This is a genomic window from Teichococcus globiformis, from assembly GCF_042646265.1.
Classification (GTDB): domain Bacteria; phylum Pseudomonadota; class Alphaproteobacteria; order Acetobacterales; family Acetobacteraceae; genus Pseudoroseomonas; species Pseudoroseomonas globiformis.
This window is the reverse complement of the sequence record NZ_JBHRTN010000018.1, coordinates 161179-176985: the sequence shown is the minus strand read 5'-3', so window position 1 is coordinate 176985 and position 15807 is coordinate 161179. Positions and strand designations below refer to the sequence as shown.

The following is a 15807-nucleotide window of genomic DNA, read 5'->3' as shown; positions in this document are numbered from 1 at the left end:
GCGGCTCACCGCGTGCTCCCGGCACGGCGCGGGCCGCGCGGCTGCAACTCCTGCAACTTCTCAGGCAAGGCATGAGCCCAGCCCGTGATGTTGCCGGCCCCGAGGCACACCACATAGTCGCCCGGTTTCGCGATGGCGTTGATCATCTCCGGCAGGCTGTCCGGTCCCGGCAGCGGCACGACGCTGCGGTGGCCGTGAGCGCGCAGGCCGTCCACCAGGGCATCGCGATCGGCGCCCGCAATCGGTTGCTCGCCGGCCGCGTAGACATCGGCCACGATCACCGTGCCGGCATCATTCATGCACTGGCAGAATTCCTCGAAGAGCTGCTTCAGCCGCGAATAGCGGTGTGGCTGCACCACGGCGATGACGTCGCGTGCTCCGGCCTGCCGCGCGGCCTTCAGCACGGCGGCGATCTCCACCGGATGGTGCCCGTAATCGTCGATGATCTGGACGCCGTTGGATTCGCCGACACGGGTGAAGCGCCGCTTCACCCCCTTGAACCCGGCCAGTGCCGAGCGGATCGTGCCCTCGTCGATGTCCATCTCGATGCCGACCGCGATGGCAGCCAAGGCGTTCTGAACATTGTGCTGGCCCAGCATCGGCAGGCGCATCGGCTTCAGCGCGCGGCTGCGGCCCGTTGCGCGATCCTGCACCGTCACCTCGAAGGTAGCGCCCATGCGGTCGGAAATCAGGCGCTCCGCGCGAACATCGGCCTGGGGCGAGAAGCCATAGGTGATCAGGCGGCGATCAACATGCGGGATCATCGCCTGAACATTGGGATGGTCCGCGCACAGAACGGCGAAGCCGTAGAAGGGGATGTTGCCGACGAACTGGGCATAGCCCTGCTTCATGGCCTCCTCGGTGCCCCAATGGTCGAGGTGCTCGGCATCCATATTGGTGACCACGGCGGCGACCGCCGGCAGGCGCAGGAAGGAGCCGTCGCTCTCATCCGCCTCCACCACCATCCAGTCGCCGGCGCCCAGGCGCGTATTGGTGCCGTACGCGTTGATGATGCCCCCATTGATCACGGTGGGGTCGAGCTTGGCGGCTTCCAGCACAGTGGCCACCAGCGAGGTGGTGGTGGTCTTGCCGTGGGTACCACCGATCGCGATGCCCCACTTCAGGCGCATCAGCTCGGCCAGCATCTCCGCGCGACGTACCACGGGGATGAGGCGCTGCCGGGCCGCCAGCACTTCGGGATTGTCGCGCTTCACGGCGGTCGAGGTGACGACCACCTGCGCGGATCCCAGATTGCCGGCGTCGTGCCCGACCATGACCGTGATGCCGGCGGCGCGCAGCCGCTCGACATTGTAGCCTTCGGCAATGTCGCTGCCTTGCACCTGGTAGCCTAGATTGTGCAGCACCTCGGCGATGCCCGACATGCCGATGCCGCCGATGCCGACAAAGTGGATGGGACCGATGTTGAGCGGCAGGGCACGCATCTTACGAGACTTCCTGGGAACGCCGCGCTTCCGCGCGGGAGAGAACAAGATCGGCCAGGTGCGAGGCGGCGTCTGGGGCAGCGAGGCCGGACGCGGCCGACGCGGCCGCCTTCAGCGCATCCGGTTGCCCCAGCCAGTGCTCAAGCACCTTGGCGAGGTTCTGTGGCGTGCATTCCGCCTGCGGCATCAGCTTCGCCGCTCCAGCCCCGGCGAGGGCGCGGGCATTGGCGGTCTGATGATCATCAATGGCGTGCGGCAGTGGCACCAGCACGGCCGGCCGGCCGGCACAGGCCAGCTCGGCGATGGTGGAGGCCCCGGCACGGGAAATCACCAGGTGGGCTGTTTCATAGTGGCCGGCGACGTCGCCGAAGAACGGCGCCAGCTGTGCCGGGATGCCGAGACCCTCGTAGGTCTGACGGACACGCGGCAGATCCTCGGCGCGGCACTGCTGCACAATGGAAAGCCGAGCACGCAACGCAGGGGGTAGCAGCGTAACCGCCTCCGGAACCACCTCGGAGAAAATCCGCGCGCCGAGGCTGCCACCCAGCACCAGCAGCCGCAACGAACCCTGTGGCGCAACGAAGCCCCGCCCGACCAGCACTGCCAGCGCAGGACGAACCGGATTGCCCACCACCTCACTGCGCGCGCCGGGCGGCACGCGGGTTGTTCCGGCGAAGGACAGAGCCAGAACATCGGCACTGCGCGCCAACATCCGGTTGGCGCGGCCAAGCACGGCGTTCTGCTCGTGCAGCACAGTGACAGGACGTTGCTTGAGGGTACGCGCCGCCAACAGCGGCGGCACACAGGGATATCCACCGAAGCCGACCACCGCCATGGGTCGCAGGGCCTGCAACAGCTTGCGCGCCTGCAGGGTTCCGGCAGCAAGCGCCAGGGCGCCGGCCGTCGCACGCCTGAGGCCGCGGCCTGCAAGTCCGGCGCCTTTCAGCACAAAGCGTTCCGCATCGGCGAAGGCGGGGCTGGCATATTCGCCGCTGCGCGCATCGGTCATCAGCGAGATGCGGTACCCGCGGCGCTGCAGTTCCGCAGCCAGTGCCTCGGCCGGAAAAAAATGCCCGCCGGTGCCGCCGGCGGCGATGATGATGGGCGCGCTCACTCCCCGTCCGTCCGCATGAGGCGCCGCCGCGTCATGGCCAGCAGCATGCCCATACCCAGCGCCACGGCTACCACCGAGGAACCGCCGTAGGAGATGAAGGGCAGCGTCATACCCTTTGTCGGGATCAGGTGCAGCGCGGAGGCCATGTTGATGAAGGCCTGCAGCCCGAACTGCGTCAACAGGCCGGTGGCGCCCAGAATGATGAACATGTCCTTCTCGCCCAGCAGGCGCAGCAGCCCGCGTAGCACGATGAAGCCGAACACCGCCAGGATCAGCAGGCAGATGGCGAGGCCAAACTCCTCACCCGCAACGGCGAACACGAAGTCGGCATGCGCGTCGGGCAGCAAAGCCTTCAATCGTCCCTCGCCGGGGCCTACGCCCAGCAGCCCGCCATGGCCGAAAGCTTCCATGGCGATGGTGACCTGGTAGGTGTCGCCGGATTCCGGGTTAAGGAAGCGGTCGATGCGCGACTGGAAGTGAGGCAGCACGAAGTAGGCCGCGATACCGCTCAGGATCCCGGCGACGCCGCAGCCCGCGACGATGAACATGTTGATGCCGGCCACGAAAAGCTGCGCGCAGAACACCGACCCGACGACCACAAGCATGCCCATGTCAGGTTGCTTCGCCAGAACGCCGGCCACGAGCAGGAACAGGAAGCAGGCGGCGGCGGTGGCGCGCCAGCCGCTGCTCCGCGCCTCGGCCAGCAGCCAAGCCGCGACCACCGCGAAGCAGGGCTTCAGGAACTCAGAAGGCTGCAGCGTCATTCCCGGCAGGTTGATCCAACGCCGAGCACCCTTGATCTCCACCCCCATCGACAGCGTCGCGGCCGTCATCAGCAGGGCACCGAAGAAGCCGAGCAAGGCGAGACGTCGCACCTGCTTCACCGGCAACAGCGAGATGGTGATCATCACGCCGCTCGCCAGCGCAAGAAAGAACACCTGCTTCAGGATGAACATGTCACGCGAGGAGGCGCCAATGCGCTCCGCGACGCCCGGGCTCGCGGCCAGCAGCATCACGTAGCCGAAGCCCACCAGCGTCATCAGCGCGGCCAGCGTCCAGCGATCCACCGTCCACCACCAGCGTCCGAGAACGGAGGTATCAGCGCGCGACAGGGCCATCAGGCGGTCTCCGGCAACTGGGCGACGAGGGCGCGGAAGCGGTCGCCGCGCGCATCGAAGCCGGTGAACTGGTCGAAGCTGGCGCAGGCGGGAGACAACAGAACGGTGTCGGCCGCCAGACGCCGCGCTGCCCGCAGAGCCGCGGGCACCGCCGCGTCCAGCGTGCCGGCGACTTCATGCGGCACATCATGCGCGGCCAGTGTTGCTGCAAAATCACCGGCGCACTGCCCAATCAGCACCGCATGCACGACGCGGTCGAAGAGCGGCGCCAACGGCGCGATGCCGCCCTCCTTCTGCACGCCGCCGGCGATCCACACCACCCGGGGATAGCTCGACAAGGCGCGCTCCGCGCTGTCGGCATTCGTGGCCTTGCTGTCGTTGACGAAAACAATGCCGCCATGCGCGCCCACCCGCTCCTGCCGGTGAGGCAGGCCAGGGAAGGTGACGAGGCCGGATGCGATCGCTGTTCGCGGCAGGCCGAGGGCCAACACCGTTGCTGCGGCGGCTGCCGCGTTTTGCGCGTTGTGGCGGCCGGGGAGGGCTCCGGCCGTATCGAGGTCCGCCAGCACGCCCTCGGCATCCCGCAGCAAGCGGTCCTCCGCCCAAACGCCACCCGGCTGCGCTGCATGGCCCGAGACCGGCGCCACGCGCGCCGCACGCCCCCTGGCAAAGTCGACGCCGGATGCGTCATCCATGCCGATCACCGCAACATCTTCCGACTGCTGATTGTCGAAGATATGGGCCTTGGCCGCGGCGTAGCCGGCCATGTCGCCATGCCGATCCAGATGATCGGGCGAAAGGTTCAGCTGCACGGCCACGTTGAAGTGCAGGTCGCGCAGCCTTTCCAGCATGTAGCTCGACATCTCGAGAACATAGATGCCGTCATCGCCGAGAAGGTCGAGGCTCAGCGCCGCCGGACCAAGATTGCCGCCCACGGCGGTCTTGCGTCCTGCCGCCTGCAGCAGGTGGTGGATCAGTGCCGTGGTTGTCGATTTGCCATTGGTGCCGGTTACGCCGACAAAACGCGCCGAGGAATTGTGGGCGCGAACAGCGCGAAACAGCAACTCGGCGTCGGCTAGAACAGGCACACCGGCTCCACGGGCCGCGATTGCCGCCGGATGGGCCTTCAGACCCTCATGCGGAATGCCCGGTGAGAGCAACAGCATATCGAAGGGAAAGCCCCGCTGCGCGGCCGGATCACCCAATGGCAGACCCCGCGCCGCGGCGGCCTCGCGCGCCGGCGGGTGATCGTCCCAGCAGAGGATCTCCGCTCCCCAGTCACGCAGCCGCGCCGCAGCCGGCAACCCCGCCCGGCCGAGGCCAAGCACGGCGATGCGCTGTCCGGCAAAGGGCAGAAAAGGTGACGCGGCGAGGGGAGCGGCGTGCTGCATCAGCGGATCTTCAGCGTGGACAGGCCGACCAGCGCCAGGATCATGGCGATGATCCAGAAGCGGATGACGATGGTGGGTTCCGCCCAGCCCTTCTTCTCGAAATGATGGTGCAGCGGCGCCATCAGGAATACGCGGCGCCCGGTCCTCTTGTACCAGAACACCTGGATCACGACGCTCACGGTTTCCACCACGAACAGCCCGCCGACAATCGCCAGCACGATCTCATGCTTGGTGGCGACGGCAACGGCGCCCAGTGCGCCGCCAAGGGCGAGGCTGCCCGTGTCGCCCATGAAGACGCGAGCCGGCGGGGCGTTGAACCACAGGAAGCCGAGCCCGGCGCCCACCATCGCGGCGCAGAAAACCGCCAGTTCCGATGTGCCTGGCACGCCGTTCAGCTGCAGGTAGTCCGCAAAGACGCGGTTGCCGACCAGATACGCGATCAGCGCGAACACAGCGGCAGCAATCATCACCGGCACGGTGGCGAGGCCGTCCAGCCCGTCGGTCAGGTTCACCGCATTCGAAGCACCCATCATCACCAGCATCGCCAGCACGGGAAAGAAGATGCTGAAGTTGATCATCACGTCCTTGAAGAACGGAATGGCCAGGTGAGTGCTGATCTGGGACGGCATCAGCCAGGTGATCCAGATGGCTGCCAGCAAGCCGCCGCCCGCCTGAACGGCCAGCTTCGCCCTACCGGAAACGCCTTTGGTGTTGCGCTTGGTAACCTTCAACCAGTCATCCCAGAAGCCGAGCAGGCCATAGGCCAGCGTCACCAGCATCACTGCCCAGATCAGGCCGGACCGGAGATCGGCCCATAGCAGGGTGGCCCCCAGCAGCGCCGTCAGGATCAGCACGCCCCCCATGGTGGGCGTGCCCTTCTTGGTCAGGATGTGGCCCTCGGGCCCATCGGAGCGAATTGGCTGACCGCCATTCTGGAAGGAGCGCAGCCAGTTGATGATGGCAGGGCCGAAGAAGAGGCTGAAGAACAGCGCGGTCATGCACGCCGCGCCGGCGCGAAAGGTCGTGTACCGGAACAGGTTGAACAGGATGAACCCGTCCGCATAGCCGGACAGGAAATTGAAGATCATGCGGGCAGCCCTTCACGCGCGGCGAGGGCCCGGACGATCACCGCCATGCGGCTGCCCAGCGAGCCTTTCACCAAAATCACATCGCCCGGACGCACCGCCGCGGCCACCAGTGGTGCCAGCGCATCGCTGTGCTCCGCTTGGGCGCCGCGTCGGCTTTCCGGCAGGGCGTCGTATAAGCCGCGCATCAGCGGCCCGCAGCAAAAGATCAGATCCGCGGCGGCGAGGACATCGGGCAGCAGCCCTGCATGCAACGCAGGTCCATACTCGCCCAGCTCCAGCATGTCGCCGAGCACGGCGATACGTCGCCCGGGCTGCGCCGCCAGCACACCGAGCCCGGCGCGCATGGCAGGGGGCTGGCCGTTATAGCTGTCATCGATCAGCAACGCCTCGCCGCCGGCGAGGTGGAGCCTGACCCGCCCGCCGCGTCCCGCTCCGGGCCGAAAGCCATCCAGCGCAGCCACGAAAGCAGCGGGATCGATGCCCAGTGCGGCCGCGACGCCGAGCGCCGCCGTGGCGTTCAGCGCGAGATGTCGCCCCGGCGCCGCGATCTGCAAACGGTGCGTGGTCCCAGCGAAATGGATGGTGGCCTGGCCCGACTCCGCGCCGCCCTTGTAGTCCACAAGCCTCACCTCGGCGTCGGCGTGCGCACCGAAGCCGCGGATGGTCAGTCCGGACGCCCGCGCCCGTGCCTGCAGCCGCGGATACATCGCCGAGTCGCGCGGCAGCACCACGACCGAGCCCTGTTCCAGCCCCTGCATGATGTCGGCCTTCTCCTCAGCGATCTCCTCGATCTTGCCAAGATGTCCGATATGCGCGGGCTCCACCGTGGTGATGGCGGCGACATGCGGGCGGGCGAGCTTCGCCAGCGGCGCGATCTCGCCGCGATGGTTCATGCCGATCTCCAGCACGCCGTACTGGGCGTCACGCGGCATGCGGGCGAGCGTCAGCGGCAGGCCCCAGTGATTGTTGAAGCTGGCGACGGCGGCATGGGTGCGGCCCAACCCCGACAAGCCATGCCGCAGCATCTCCTTGGTGGTTGTCTTGCCGACGCTGCCGGTAATGGCTGCGATCCGTGCCCGGCTGCGCGCACGGCTGGCAGTGCCCAGCGCCGCCAGGCCCTGCAGCGTATCGGCCACTTGCAGCAATGGCGCATTGCCTTTCAAGCCCTGAGGCGCATGGTCGACCATTGCGGCGGCGGCGCCACGGCGCAGCGCGTCGGAAACGAAATCATGACCGTCGCGGGCGTCGCGGAGCGCCACGAACAACTCGCCGAGGCCGGTCGCGCGGCTGTCGATGCCGATGCTGTCCACCGTGACGCCGTCGGGGCAAGTGCCGCCCGTGGCATCGCGCAATTCGGCTGCGGTCCAGAGTGGTTCGCTCATGCCGCCATCCCCGCGATTCGCCGAACCGTTTCGGCATCGTCGAAGGGGTGCGTTACGGTGCCGATGGTTTGCCCGGGCTCATGCCCCTTGCCCGCCACGGCCAGCACATCACCCGGGCCGAGTGCCGCCATGGCTTCCGCGATCGCCCGCGCACGGTCACCGATCTCGATGGCTTCGGCTCCGCCGGTCATGCCGGCGCGCACCGCCGCGCGAATGGTGGCCGGCACTTCGGTGCGCGGATTGTCGTCCGTCACCACCGCGCGATCTGCCATTCGCGCTGCGATTTCGCCCATCAACGGCCGCTTGCCGGGGTCGCGATCGCCACCGGCGCCAAACACGACATGCAGCTTTCCGGCCGCATGCGGGCGCAGCGCGTCCAGCAGCCGCTCCAACGCATCCGGCGTGTGTGCGTAATCCACATAGATCGAGGCGCCATTCGGCAGAACCGCCACACGCTCCATGCGGCCGCGGACGCCGTTCAGAAAGGGCAGAAGCGACATCACGTCCCTGGCGGGCAGCCCCCCGGCAACGGCCAGCCCGGCCGCCAGCAGCACATTGTCGGCCTGGAAGCGTCCGGGCAGGGCAAGACCGATCCTGTGGCGCGCACCGAAGGCGTCGATTTCCAGCACCTGTCCCTCAGGTGTTGGCGACTGTTCCAGCAAGCGGATCGCATCGCCTTCCGGCCCCACCTGAAGCAGGCGCAAATTGCGCCGCGCGGCGATCTCGCGAAGGGCGGACATCGCTTCGGGCGCCAGCGCGCTGTGCGCGACTGCGGTGCTTCCGGGCTCCAGCACCGTGTCGAACAGCCGCAGCTTCGCTGCCGCGTAGGCCTGCATGGATCCGTGATAGTCGAGATGATCGCGCGTCAGGTTGCTGAAGCCGGCGGCGCGGAGCCGCAGCCCGTCCAGCCGCCTTTGCTCGATGCCGTGCGAGGAGGCCTCCAGCGCCACATGCCCGATGCCGCCATCGACCAGCATCTCCAGCGTGACGTGCAGCGCCACCGGGTCCGGCGTGGTGAGGGAAGGCGTTGGCGGAAAGCCTTCGGCGCGCAAACCCAGTGTGCCGAGCGAGGCCGCCTTCAGCCCGGCGCGGTTCCAGATCTGACGCAGGAAATCCACCGTGCTTGTTTTGCCGTTGGTGCCGGTCACGGCGATGGCGGTTGCGGGCTGCCTTGCGTGCAGCGCTGCGGCCATGAGTGCGAGAGCACGCCGCGCATCCGATGCGGTCAGCAATGGTCGAGCAGGCACGCCTTGCGGCCACGGCGTGCCTTCCGGCGCCAGCACGGCGACGGCACCGCACGAAACGGCGTCGGCGATGAAGGCACGGCCATCGGCTCGCGCGCCGGGCAGGGCCGCAAACACGAAGCCGGGCTGCACCGCCCGGCTATCGGCCGTGAGACCGGTTGCTTCCAGCCCGGCAGCGCCGTCGCCGGTCAGCAACAGGCCGGCGGCGGAGGCGAGGTCCTCAAGGCGCAACGGTGCCTCCGGCAGACTGCTCCCGCTGGATCGAGGTGAGCCGCAGAGGATGCTGGGGCGGCATCGCCCGGGGCTCGGCGGGCAGGTTCGGCATTGGCAGGCTGCGCGCACCTGGCGGTGTCACCGGGGGATGAACGCGTCCCGCATCCACCGGCGTGGTCGCCGGACGCGGCGCCGCTGGCTGCATCGGGCGCGCGGCGGCGGGCGCAGCGGCCTGCGATCCTCCCGGCGCCGTTCGCGCCACGGCACGAGGTTGCAGCGGAATCGACGTCGCCTGCACGATCGCCGGGTTCGTCGGATCCTCGGGCACCAGGCCGAGGATCGGCGCGATGCGCGAGATCACCGTGTTCGCGGCCGGTGCGGCGACCCAGCCGGCCGTCGCGTAGCCATAGCTCTTGGCATTCGGCTTCGGCTCATCGACCATGACGTACAACGCGTAACGTGGCGCCTGGATCGGAAAGGCGCCCACGAAGGCGGAGATGCGCTTGTTCATCAGGTAGCCGCCATTCGGCCCCGTCTTCTGCGCCGTGCCCGTTTTGCCACCGAGGAAATAACCCGGCACCTCGGCATTCTTGGCGGAGCCGTCGGTGACGACCAGGCGCATCAGCCGCCGCATGGTCGCGCTGGTCGCCTCGCTGATGACGCGCGTGCCGGGCCGTTCGGCGCCGGGCGGCAAGGCCATCAGCGTTGGCTGCCGCAGGATGCCGCCATTCGCTACGGCGGAGATTCCCGTTGCCACGTGCAGCGGCGTCACGCTGATGCCGTGGCCGAAGGAGATGGTGTACATGTTGATGTCGCGCCAGTGATTGGCGGGCGGCGCGATCGGCGTTGCCCGCTCCGGCAGCTCGACCGATTGCCGTGCCAGCATGCCGGCATTCTTCAGGAACTCGCGCTGGCGCTGAGGCCCGAAGCCTTCGGCCATGCGCGCAGCACCTAGGTTCGACGAATAGGCCAGCATCTCGGGGAAGGAGATCCAGCGATTCTTGCCCTTGTAGTCGGTGATGGTGAAGCGGCCGTATCGGATTGGCTTCGATGCGTCGAACATCGACGTGTTGACGTTTGAAGTACCGTATTCGAGCGCGGCCGCCGCGGTGAGTAGCTTGAAGGTCGAGCCCGGCTCGTAGAGACCCACCGTCACGCGGTTGAAGCGCTGGTCGGGCTCGGCTTCACCGATGTTGCTCGCATCGTAATCCGGCAGGCTCACCATGGAGATGACCTCACCGGTGTTGATGTCGAGCACCACGCCCGCACCGCCGATGCCGTTGAAGTCCTTGATCGCCTGGTTCACCGCATCGCGCATTGCGAGCTGCACGCGCACATCGATGGAAAGCTTCAGCGGCGTGGTCGGGTCCGACCTCAGGCGTTCGTCGAAGGTGCGCTCGACGCCGGAGATGCCATTGCCATCAACGTCGACATTGCCGAGCACGTGCACGGCGGCGCGGCCCTGCGGGTAGAATCGGCGCTCGGCTTCCTCGAAATCCAGCCCGGCGATGCCGAGGTTGATGACGCTCTGCTGCTCGCGCGGCGTCATGCTGCGGGTGATGTAGACGAAGCCGCGGTCGCCTGAAAGGCGCTCGGCCAGCCGGTCGCGCTCCAGGTGCGGCATCACGGCGTGCAGCCTTTGCGCCACCTCCACGGGATTGTGGATGACGCGCGGATTCGCCACCAGCGCCGTGACCGGAAGCGAGATGGCCAGGATTTCGCCATTGCGGTCGGTGACTGGAGCGCGGCGCACCCCCTGCGCCACCGGTGGCGACATCGCGCGCAGCGCAGCGTTCAGCCGCACAGGCTCTGCCGGAGCAACCACGGTGGACCAGGTCGCCTTCATCCCGACCGCGAGGAACAGGGCGCCGAAACCCAGCGACGCCAGCACCAGCCTCCCACGGCTGCGCTCCAGCTCGCGACGGCGCTTCAGGTCGGGCTGCGTCACGCGAACCACGGTGGCGGCCCCGGCAAGATCCGTTCCGGCGCCATCCTGACCTACGGGGCGCCGGAGCGGGAGCGAGTCGGGGCAGGGAGGATGGATCTGTGCCATGGGCTCAGCGGCTCCAGCCGCTCACGGGTACCGGGCGGCCCATCGGCACCGGCGGCGCCATGCCGCCGCCGGCATAGCCCAGCGATGAGCCATAAGCAGGCGCCGGGGCAGGAACTGGCGCCGCCATGGCCCGGCCCATCGGCAAGGCGGCGGACGCCGTGCGCATCAGCCCACCGTCGCCGCGCGACTGGGTTTCCGCCAGCACAGGGCCGCGTGGGATGGGCTGGGGAGCCGGTACGGAGCGGACAGGTGCCGGCTCGGCAACAGCGACGGCGCGGCGCGGTTCAGGCTTGGGCTCGATGCGCGTGGCGACGGCACGGGGCGGCTCCGCGGGGGAGGTCGTGGGGCGGGACACCGGACGCGGCGCCGGCTCGGCCGAGGGCTGGTGCTCTACGGCGGCCGGGCGGATGGACGGACGGGGAGCGGCCACGGCAACCGGCACCGCTTCGGCAGCCGGCGCGGCTTCCGGCCCGAGTTCGGCGATGGCAGTGTCGGGCGGATTACCGAACAGGCTGATCGGACCGGCGAAGGCGACCGGCGCCGGCAATCGCTTCTCCAGGTCGCCCATGCGCAGGAACTGCTGCGGCGTCATGTTGGAGAGCGGCAGATGCGACTGCGCGACCTGACGCAGGCGGTCCGGCTCGTTCAGCATGGCCCATTCGGCGCGGAGCACCAGGGTACGCTCGCGGGCCGACTCGATGCGCCGCATGACGTCGCGATGCTCGCGCTCCAGCTGCTGCGCGGCATCCTCTGCCTGGTAGACGTGCCAGCCGACCAGGCTGAAGGCTGTGATGGCAACCATGGTCAGGGGGCGGAACATCAGGCCGTCTCCAGTTTCTCAAGCGCCCGCAGCCGGGCCGAGCGGGCGCGTGGATTGGCCAATGTCTCGGCCTCCCCCGGGCGCTGCGCGTTGGTGGTGATCAGGCGGAAGCCCGGCTTCGCGGCCGGACCCAGCATGGCGGAAGGAGCGTGGCGGGACGCGCCAGGGGAACGGCCGGCAGCGTTCTGCATGAACCGCTTCACGATGCGGTCCTCCAGCGAATGGAAGGCGACCACGACCAGCCTGCCGCCGGGGCCCAGCAACTCCGCCGCAGCGGCGAGGCCGCGCTCCACCTCGCCCAGCTCGTCATTGACCTTGAGGCGAAGCGCCTGGAAGGAGCGCGTGGCGCTGTCGATTCCGGAAGGATCCCGCGGCATCACACCGTGGATGATGCGCACCAGCTGCCCTGTCGTCTCGATCGGCGCTTCGCGCCGCGCGGCAACAATGGTCCGGGCGATGCGCCGGGAATGCCGCTCCTCCCCGAGCTCCCAGAGCAGCGTCGCGAGCTCGGCCTCCGGCAGGCGGTTCACGAGATCGGCGGCGGAAGGCCCGCTCTTCTCCATTCGCATGTCGAGTGGTCCGTCGGCACGGAAGGAGAAGCCGCGCTCCGCCTGGTCGAGCTGAAAGGAGGAGACGCCCAGATCCAGCACCACGCCGTCGAGTCGCGTCACACCGCGGTTGCCGAGCAGATCGAGCATTTCGCCGAAGCGCCCTTCAACCAGCGTCAGCCGGCCTGAACAGGCCGTGGCCAGCGCTGCGCCGCGGGCAATGGCATCCGGATCGCGGTCGATCGCGAACAGCGTGCAATCCGCGGCGCCAAGGATGGCCCGGCTGTAGCCGCCGCCGCCAAAGGTGCCGTCCACGTAGATACCGCCATTGCGCGGGGCGAGGCTGGCCAGCACTTCCTGCAGCATCACCGGCAGGTGCCCGCTCATGCCGCTCCCTCCGCAGTGCGGGAGATCGGCCGTCCGGGAAGGGTCAGGCCCTTGTCCGCGGCGCGCTGGCGTGCCCCGTTGTTGCGCGTTTTGGCGGCCTCGGGATCCCAGATCTGAAATTTCTTGCCCATGCCGATAAAGGCGATGCTTTCGGTCAATCCAGCATGCACGATCAGCGACTCGGGCATCATGATGCGTCCTTCCGAATCGGGCCGGACTGGGTGGCTGTCGGCGTAGAGCGTGGCGGTAAGGTCGTCACGATCTTCTGAGAATTCGTCGAGCGTTTCGATCTTCTCCACCAGCTCGTCAAAGGCTTTGCTGGTATACGCGTCGATGCACGCATGCTGGTGCGACGGCACGAAGATCAGCTCTTCCGAGTCTTCCCGGGTCAGCTCGGCACGGAACGGCGCAGGAACGGAGACTCGCCCCTTCCGATCCAGCCGGTTGATATGGGTACCCAGGAAACGGGCCATACGAAGCCGCCATGCCCCCTTGCGGCAGATCTGTGTCGATGACCGAGAGAGGGGTCGACGAGGCCCCCCGACCCCGCCGACTCGCCCGACCATCCCCTGGAATTCGATCCCTCGCCCCCCCGAGCTCCGGACCGTTCATGGGATAAAATGGAGATTACCTGGGTCTGTATGGGTCATCAAGCATAAAACCCCTGCTCACGGGTCCGCGAGATTCAAAAAAATCATGAATTTACGATGCGAGTTGCCAGTCCCGTGGAATGGGGTCGGACATTTGTGAGGGATTGGAAAAGACGGGCGTCAGGCGGCCTGTAAGCCGGGTTCTGTCCATCCCTTGCGGGACTGGGCGACCATTCCTCTGGGACGTGCCTCGCGACACGCCTCTCGCGGCCAACCCGGACGGCAGGGCGGGAAACGCCCCTGCGGCACAACCTATGCGGGTTGCCCGCCGGCCATCCCTATTCGGCCTTGCTCCCGGTGGGGTTTACCGTGCCGCCCCTGTTGCCAGGGGCGCGGTGCGCTCTTGCCGCACCGTTTCACCCTTGCCGGGATGCGGCCGAAGCCGGCCCGGCGGTCTGTTCTCTGTGGCACTGTCCCTGGGGTTGCCCCCGCCGGCCATTAACCGGCACCGTATTCCCGTGGAGCCCGGACTTTCCTCCAACCTCGGGTCCAGCCCGAAGCCAGCGGCCGCCCAGCCACCTGACGCTGCGGGGATTTGCGTCTTTCGCCCTGGAAAGTCAACCATTTAACAGCCAGCTGCGATGCCTTGGCAAAAGGTCGGCGAGATATGCTTCGGCTTCAGCTAAGGGCGTTCCACCAGCGCCGCGACGGCCTCGAGCCGCGCCAGCGTCCCGGCATCCGCCCGGCCATCCACGCGTTCCTGCCGCCAATGCCGCTGGAACGCCTCGATGGCCAGCCGGGGCTGCGCGGCATCGACCGGGTAGCCGATTCGCGCCAACAGATCTGCGGCGCGGGCGGAGCCTTGAAGGGGAAGAGCGGGGTCGTCCCCCGGTACAGCTTCCGGCCACAAGCCGATTCCCTGACTGGCCAGACCTTCCCAGTCGAACAACTCACCCGGATCCTGCTTGCGGTCTGGGGCCACGTCGCCGTGGGCCACCACATTGCGCGGCGGGATCGGATGACGCGCCAGGATGCCGAGGCACAACTCGGCCACCGCCGCCATCTGCAGCAAGGGAAATGGGCGATAGCCCCATTCATGGCCTGGATTGACGATCTCCACGCCAATGCTGCGCCCGTTCAACATGGAATGGCCGCGCCAGAACGATTGGCCGGCATGCCAGGCGCGGCGCTCCTCCGGAACCAGCTGCCAAACCAGTCCATCTTCCTCAACAAGGTAGTGGCAGGACACGCGAGGAAGGCCGGCCGGCGGTTCCAGGTCGCAAAGCCGCTCCAGCGCATCCCGCGCATTGCGCATGCCGGTGTAGTGCAGCACCAGCATGTCGATCGGTTCTCCGGCCGGCCGCGCATCGTGGTTGGGACTCGGGCGCTGGCGAAACTCGGGTGCGGCGGCGGCGGGGCGGTGCGCGCCACCGGAGCTCACAAGCGCCGCTCCCGCTTCACGCGATCCCATGCGGCATTGATCTCCGCCACCTTTTCCGAGGCCCGGCGCACCATCTCGGAGGAGGCACCCCTTGCCGCCAAGCTGTCGGGGTGATGCTCGCGCATCAGCCGCCGCCAGGCCAGACGCACTTCCTCGTCTGTGGCGCCGGCCTTCACGCCCAGCACCGCATAAGGATCGGGACCGCGAACGATCGCGGGCGCAGGGCGCTGCTCGCGGGCGCGCTCGGCGCTGGCCTCGTCCAGTCGGAAGCCCTGTCGCACCTTGGTCAGGAAGGCCGCTTCGCCTCGGGTCATCGGTCCGTCGGCACGGGCGATCTGGTGCAGTGCCGCCAGCACCTCCTCCAGCATCGCCTTGTTGTCCTGGAACACCTCGCCCATGCGCCGGGCATAGGGTTCAAAACCGTCGGCATCCTCGCGCGCCTTATCGAACAGGATGCCGACATGGCGCTGGTTTTCGGGCGGGATGCGGAAGGCACGCTTGAAGGCGTCAATCTCCTCCCGCTTCACCACGCCGTCAGACTTGGCGAGCTTCGCCGACAGGACGATGACGCTGATCGAGAAAAGCTGATCGCGGTTGGTGATGCGCGCAATGGCTTCCGGCCGCGAATCCAACTCGGGGCCGCGCCCGTTCTCCGCCGCATGGCCAAGCGCTGCGCCGACCACCGCACCGAACGGACCACCCATGGCGAAGCCAGTAACCCCGCCCAGGATCTTGCCCCAGAAGCTCAAGCCTCAGTGCCTCCCTGCCCAGCTCCCGGCCCCGATGGACGGTTGTGTGGACACCGCATGACACCCCTACCATGCCGAGGCTCCGCCTGCCATGGCGGCAGGTGCCCGGCTGTGGGCACAAGCCTGTCAGGGTCCTGCTCTTGCGCGACGGGCCACTGGCGGTCAGAGGATGGTTCTGTTTCCCGCGGCACCAGCGCGAAACAAAGGAAGTGGGGCAGCGGGAGGGC

Annotated in this window: 13 protein-coding genes and 1 other RNA gene; all 14 read right to left on the bottom strand. The window is 67.9% G+C overall.

Annotation, left to right across the window (positions count from 1 at the left end; genetic code table 11):
- Window positions 1-5 precede the first annotated feature (5 nt).
- Window positions 6-1442 (bottom strand): UDP-N-acetylmuramate--L-alanine ligase, encoded by a 1437-nt coding sequence (murC, locus tag ACFOD4_RS15030; RefSeq protein ID WP_379597657.1) that lies wholly within the window; start codon window positions 1440-1442, stop codon window positions 6-8.
- A 1-nt stretch (window position 1443) separates the two neighbouring features.
- Entirely contained in the window at window positions 1444-2556 is a 1113-nt protein-coding gene (gene murG, locus ACFOD4_RS15025) for an undecaprenyldiphospho-muramoylpentapeptide beta-N-acetylglucosaminyltransferase (protein ID WP_379597655.1), read from the bottom strand.
- Window positions 2553-3677, bottom strand: coding sequence for an FtsW/RodA/SpoVE family cell cycle protein (locus ACFOD4_RS15020; RefSeq protein WP_379598868.1), 1125 nt, complete (start codon window positions 3675-3677; stop codon window positions 2553-2555). Before ACFOD4_RS15020 ends, murG begins: the two co-directional genes overlap by 4 nt.
- A complete protein-coding gene (murD, locus tag ACFOD4_RS15015) occupies window positions 3674-5065 on the bottom strand; it encodes a UDP-N-acetylmuramoyl-L-alanine--D-glutamate ligase (protein WP_379597653.1) in 1392 nt (463 codons plus the stop codon). Before murD ends, ACFOD4_RS15020 begins: the two co-directional genes overlap by 4 nt.
- Entirely contained in the window at window positions 5065-6153 is a 1089-nt protein-coding gene (gene mraY / locus ACFOD4_RS15010; RefSeq protein WP_379597651.1) for a phospho-N-acetylmuramoyl-pentapeptide-transferase, read from the bottom strand. The genes murD and mraY overlap by 1 nt, the downstream gene beginning before the upstream one ends.
- Window positions 6150-7535, bottom strand: coding sequence for a UDP-N-acetylmuramoyl-tripeptide--D-alanyl-D-alanine ligase (locus tag ACFOD4_RS15005; protein WP_379597649.1), 1386 nt, complete (start codon window positions 7533-7535; stop codon window positions 6150-6152). Before ACFOD4_RS15005 ends, mraY begins: the two co-directional genes overlap by 4 nt.
- Complete coding sequence (locus ACFOD4_RS15000; protein ID WP_379597647.1) at window positions 7532-9010, bottom strand: UDP-N-acetylmuramoyl-L-alanyl-D-glutamate--2,6-diaminopimelate ligase; 1479 nt, start codon at window positions 9008-9010, stop codon at window positions 7532-7534. Before ACFOD4_RS15000 ends, ACFOD4_RS15005 begins: the two co-directional genes overlap by 4 nt.
- Window positions 9000-11045 (bottom strand): peptidoglycan D,D-transpeptidase FtsI family protein, encoded by a 2046-nt coding sequence (locus ACFOD4_RS14995; RefSeq protein WP_379597646.1) that lies wholly within the window; start codon window positions 11043-11045, stop codon window positions 9000-9002. The genes ACFOD4_RS15000 and ACFOD4_RS14995 overlap by 11 nt, the downstream gene beginning before the upstream one ends.
- 4 nt (window positions 11046-11049) lie before the next feature.
- Window positions 11050-11865, bottom strand: a complete 816-nt coding sequence (ftsL, locus tag ACFOD4_RS14990) for a cell division protein FtsL (RefSeq protein WP_379597645.1) — start codon at window positions 11863-11865, stop codon at window positions 11050-11052.
- Window positions 11865-12800: a 16S rRNA (cytosine(1402)-N(4))-methyltransferase RsmH gene (gene rsmH / locus ACFOD4_RS14985; protein WP_379597643.1), complete on the bottom strand. Its 936-nt coding sequence runs from the start codon at window positions 12798-12800 to the stop codon at window positions 11865-11867. The genes ftsL and rsmH overlap by 1 nt, the downstream gene beginning before the upstream one ends.
- Window positions 12797-13273, bottom strand: a complete 477-nt coding sequence (gene mraZ, locus ACFOD4_RS14980; protein ID WP_379597641.1) for a division/cell wall cluster transcriptional repressor MraZ — start codon at window positions 13271-13273, stop codon at window positions 12797-12799. The genes rsmH and mraZ overlap by 4 nt, the downstream gene beginning before the upstream one ends.
- A 293-nt stretch (window positions 13274-13566) precedes the next feature.
- Window positions 13567-13973, bottom strand: an RNA gene (gene rnpB, locus ACFOD4_RS14975) — RNase P RNA component class A.
- A gap of 99 nt (window positions 13974-14072) precedes the next feature.
- Window positions 14073-14831 (bottom strand): N-acetylmuramoyl-L-alanine amidase, encoded by a 759-nt coding sequence (locus ACFOD4_RS14970; RefSeq protein WP_379597639.1) that lies wholly within the window; start codon window positions 14829-14831, stop codon window positions 14073-14075.
- Window positions 14828-15580 carry a TerB family tellurite resistance protein gene (locus ACFOD4_RS14965; RefSeq protein ID WP_379597637.1) on the bottom strand — a complete coding sequence of 251 codons (753 nt, stop codon included), beginning with the start codon at window positions 15578-15580 and terminating at the stop codon, window positions 14828-14830. The genes ACFOD4_RS14970 and ACFOD4_RS14965 overlap by 4 nt, the downstream gene beginning before the upstream one ends.
- Window positions 15581-15807: the final 227 nt, after the last annotated feature.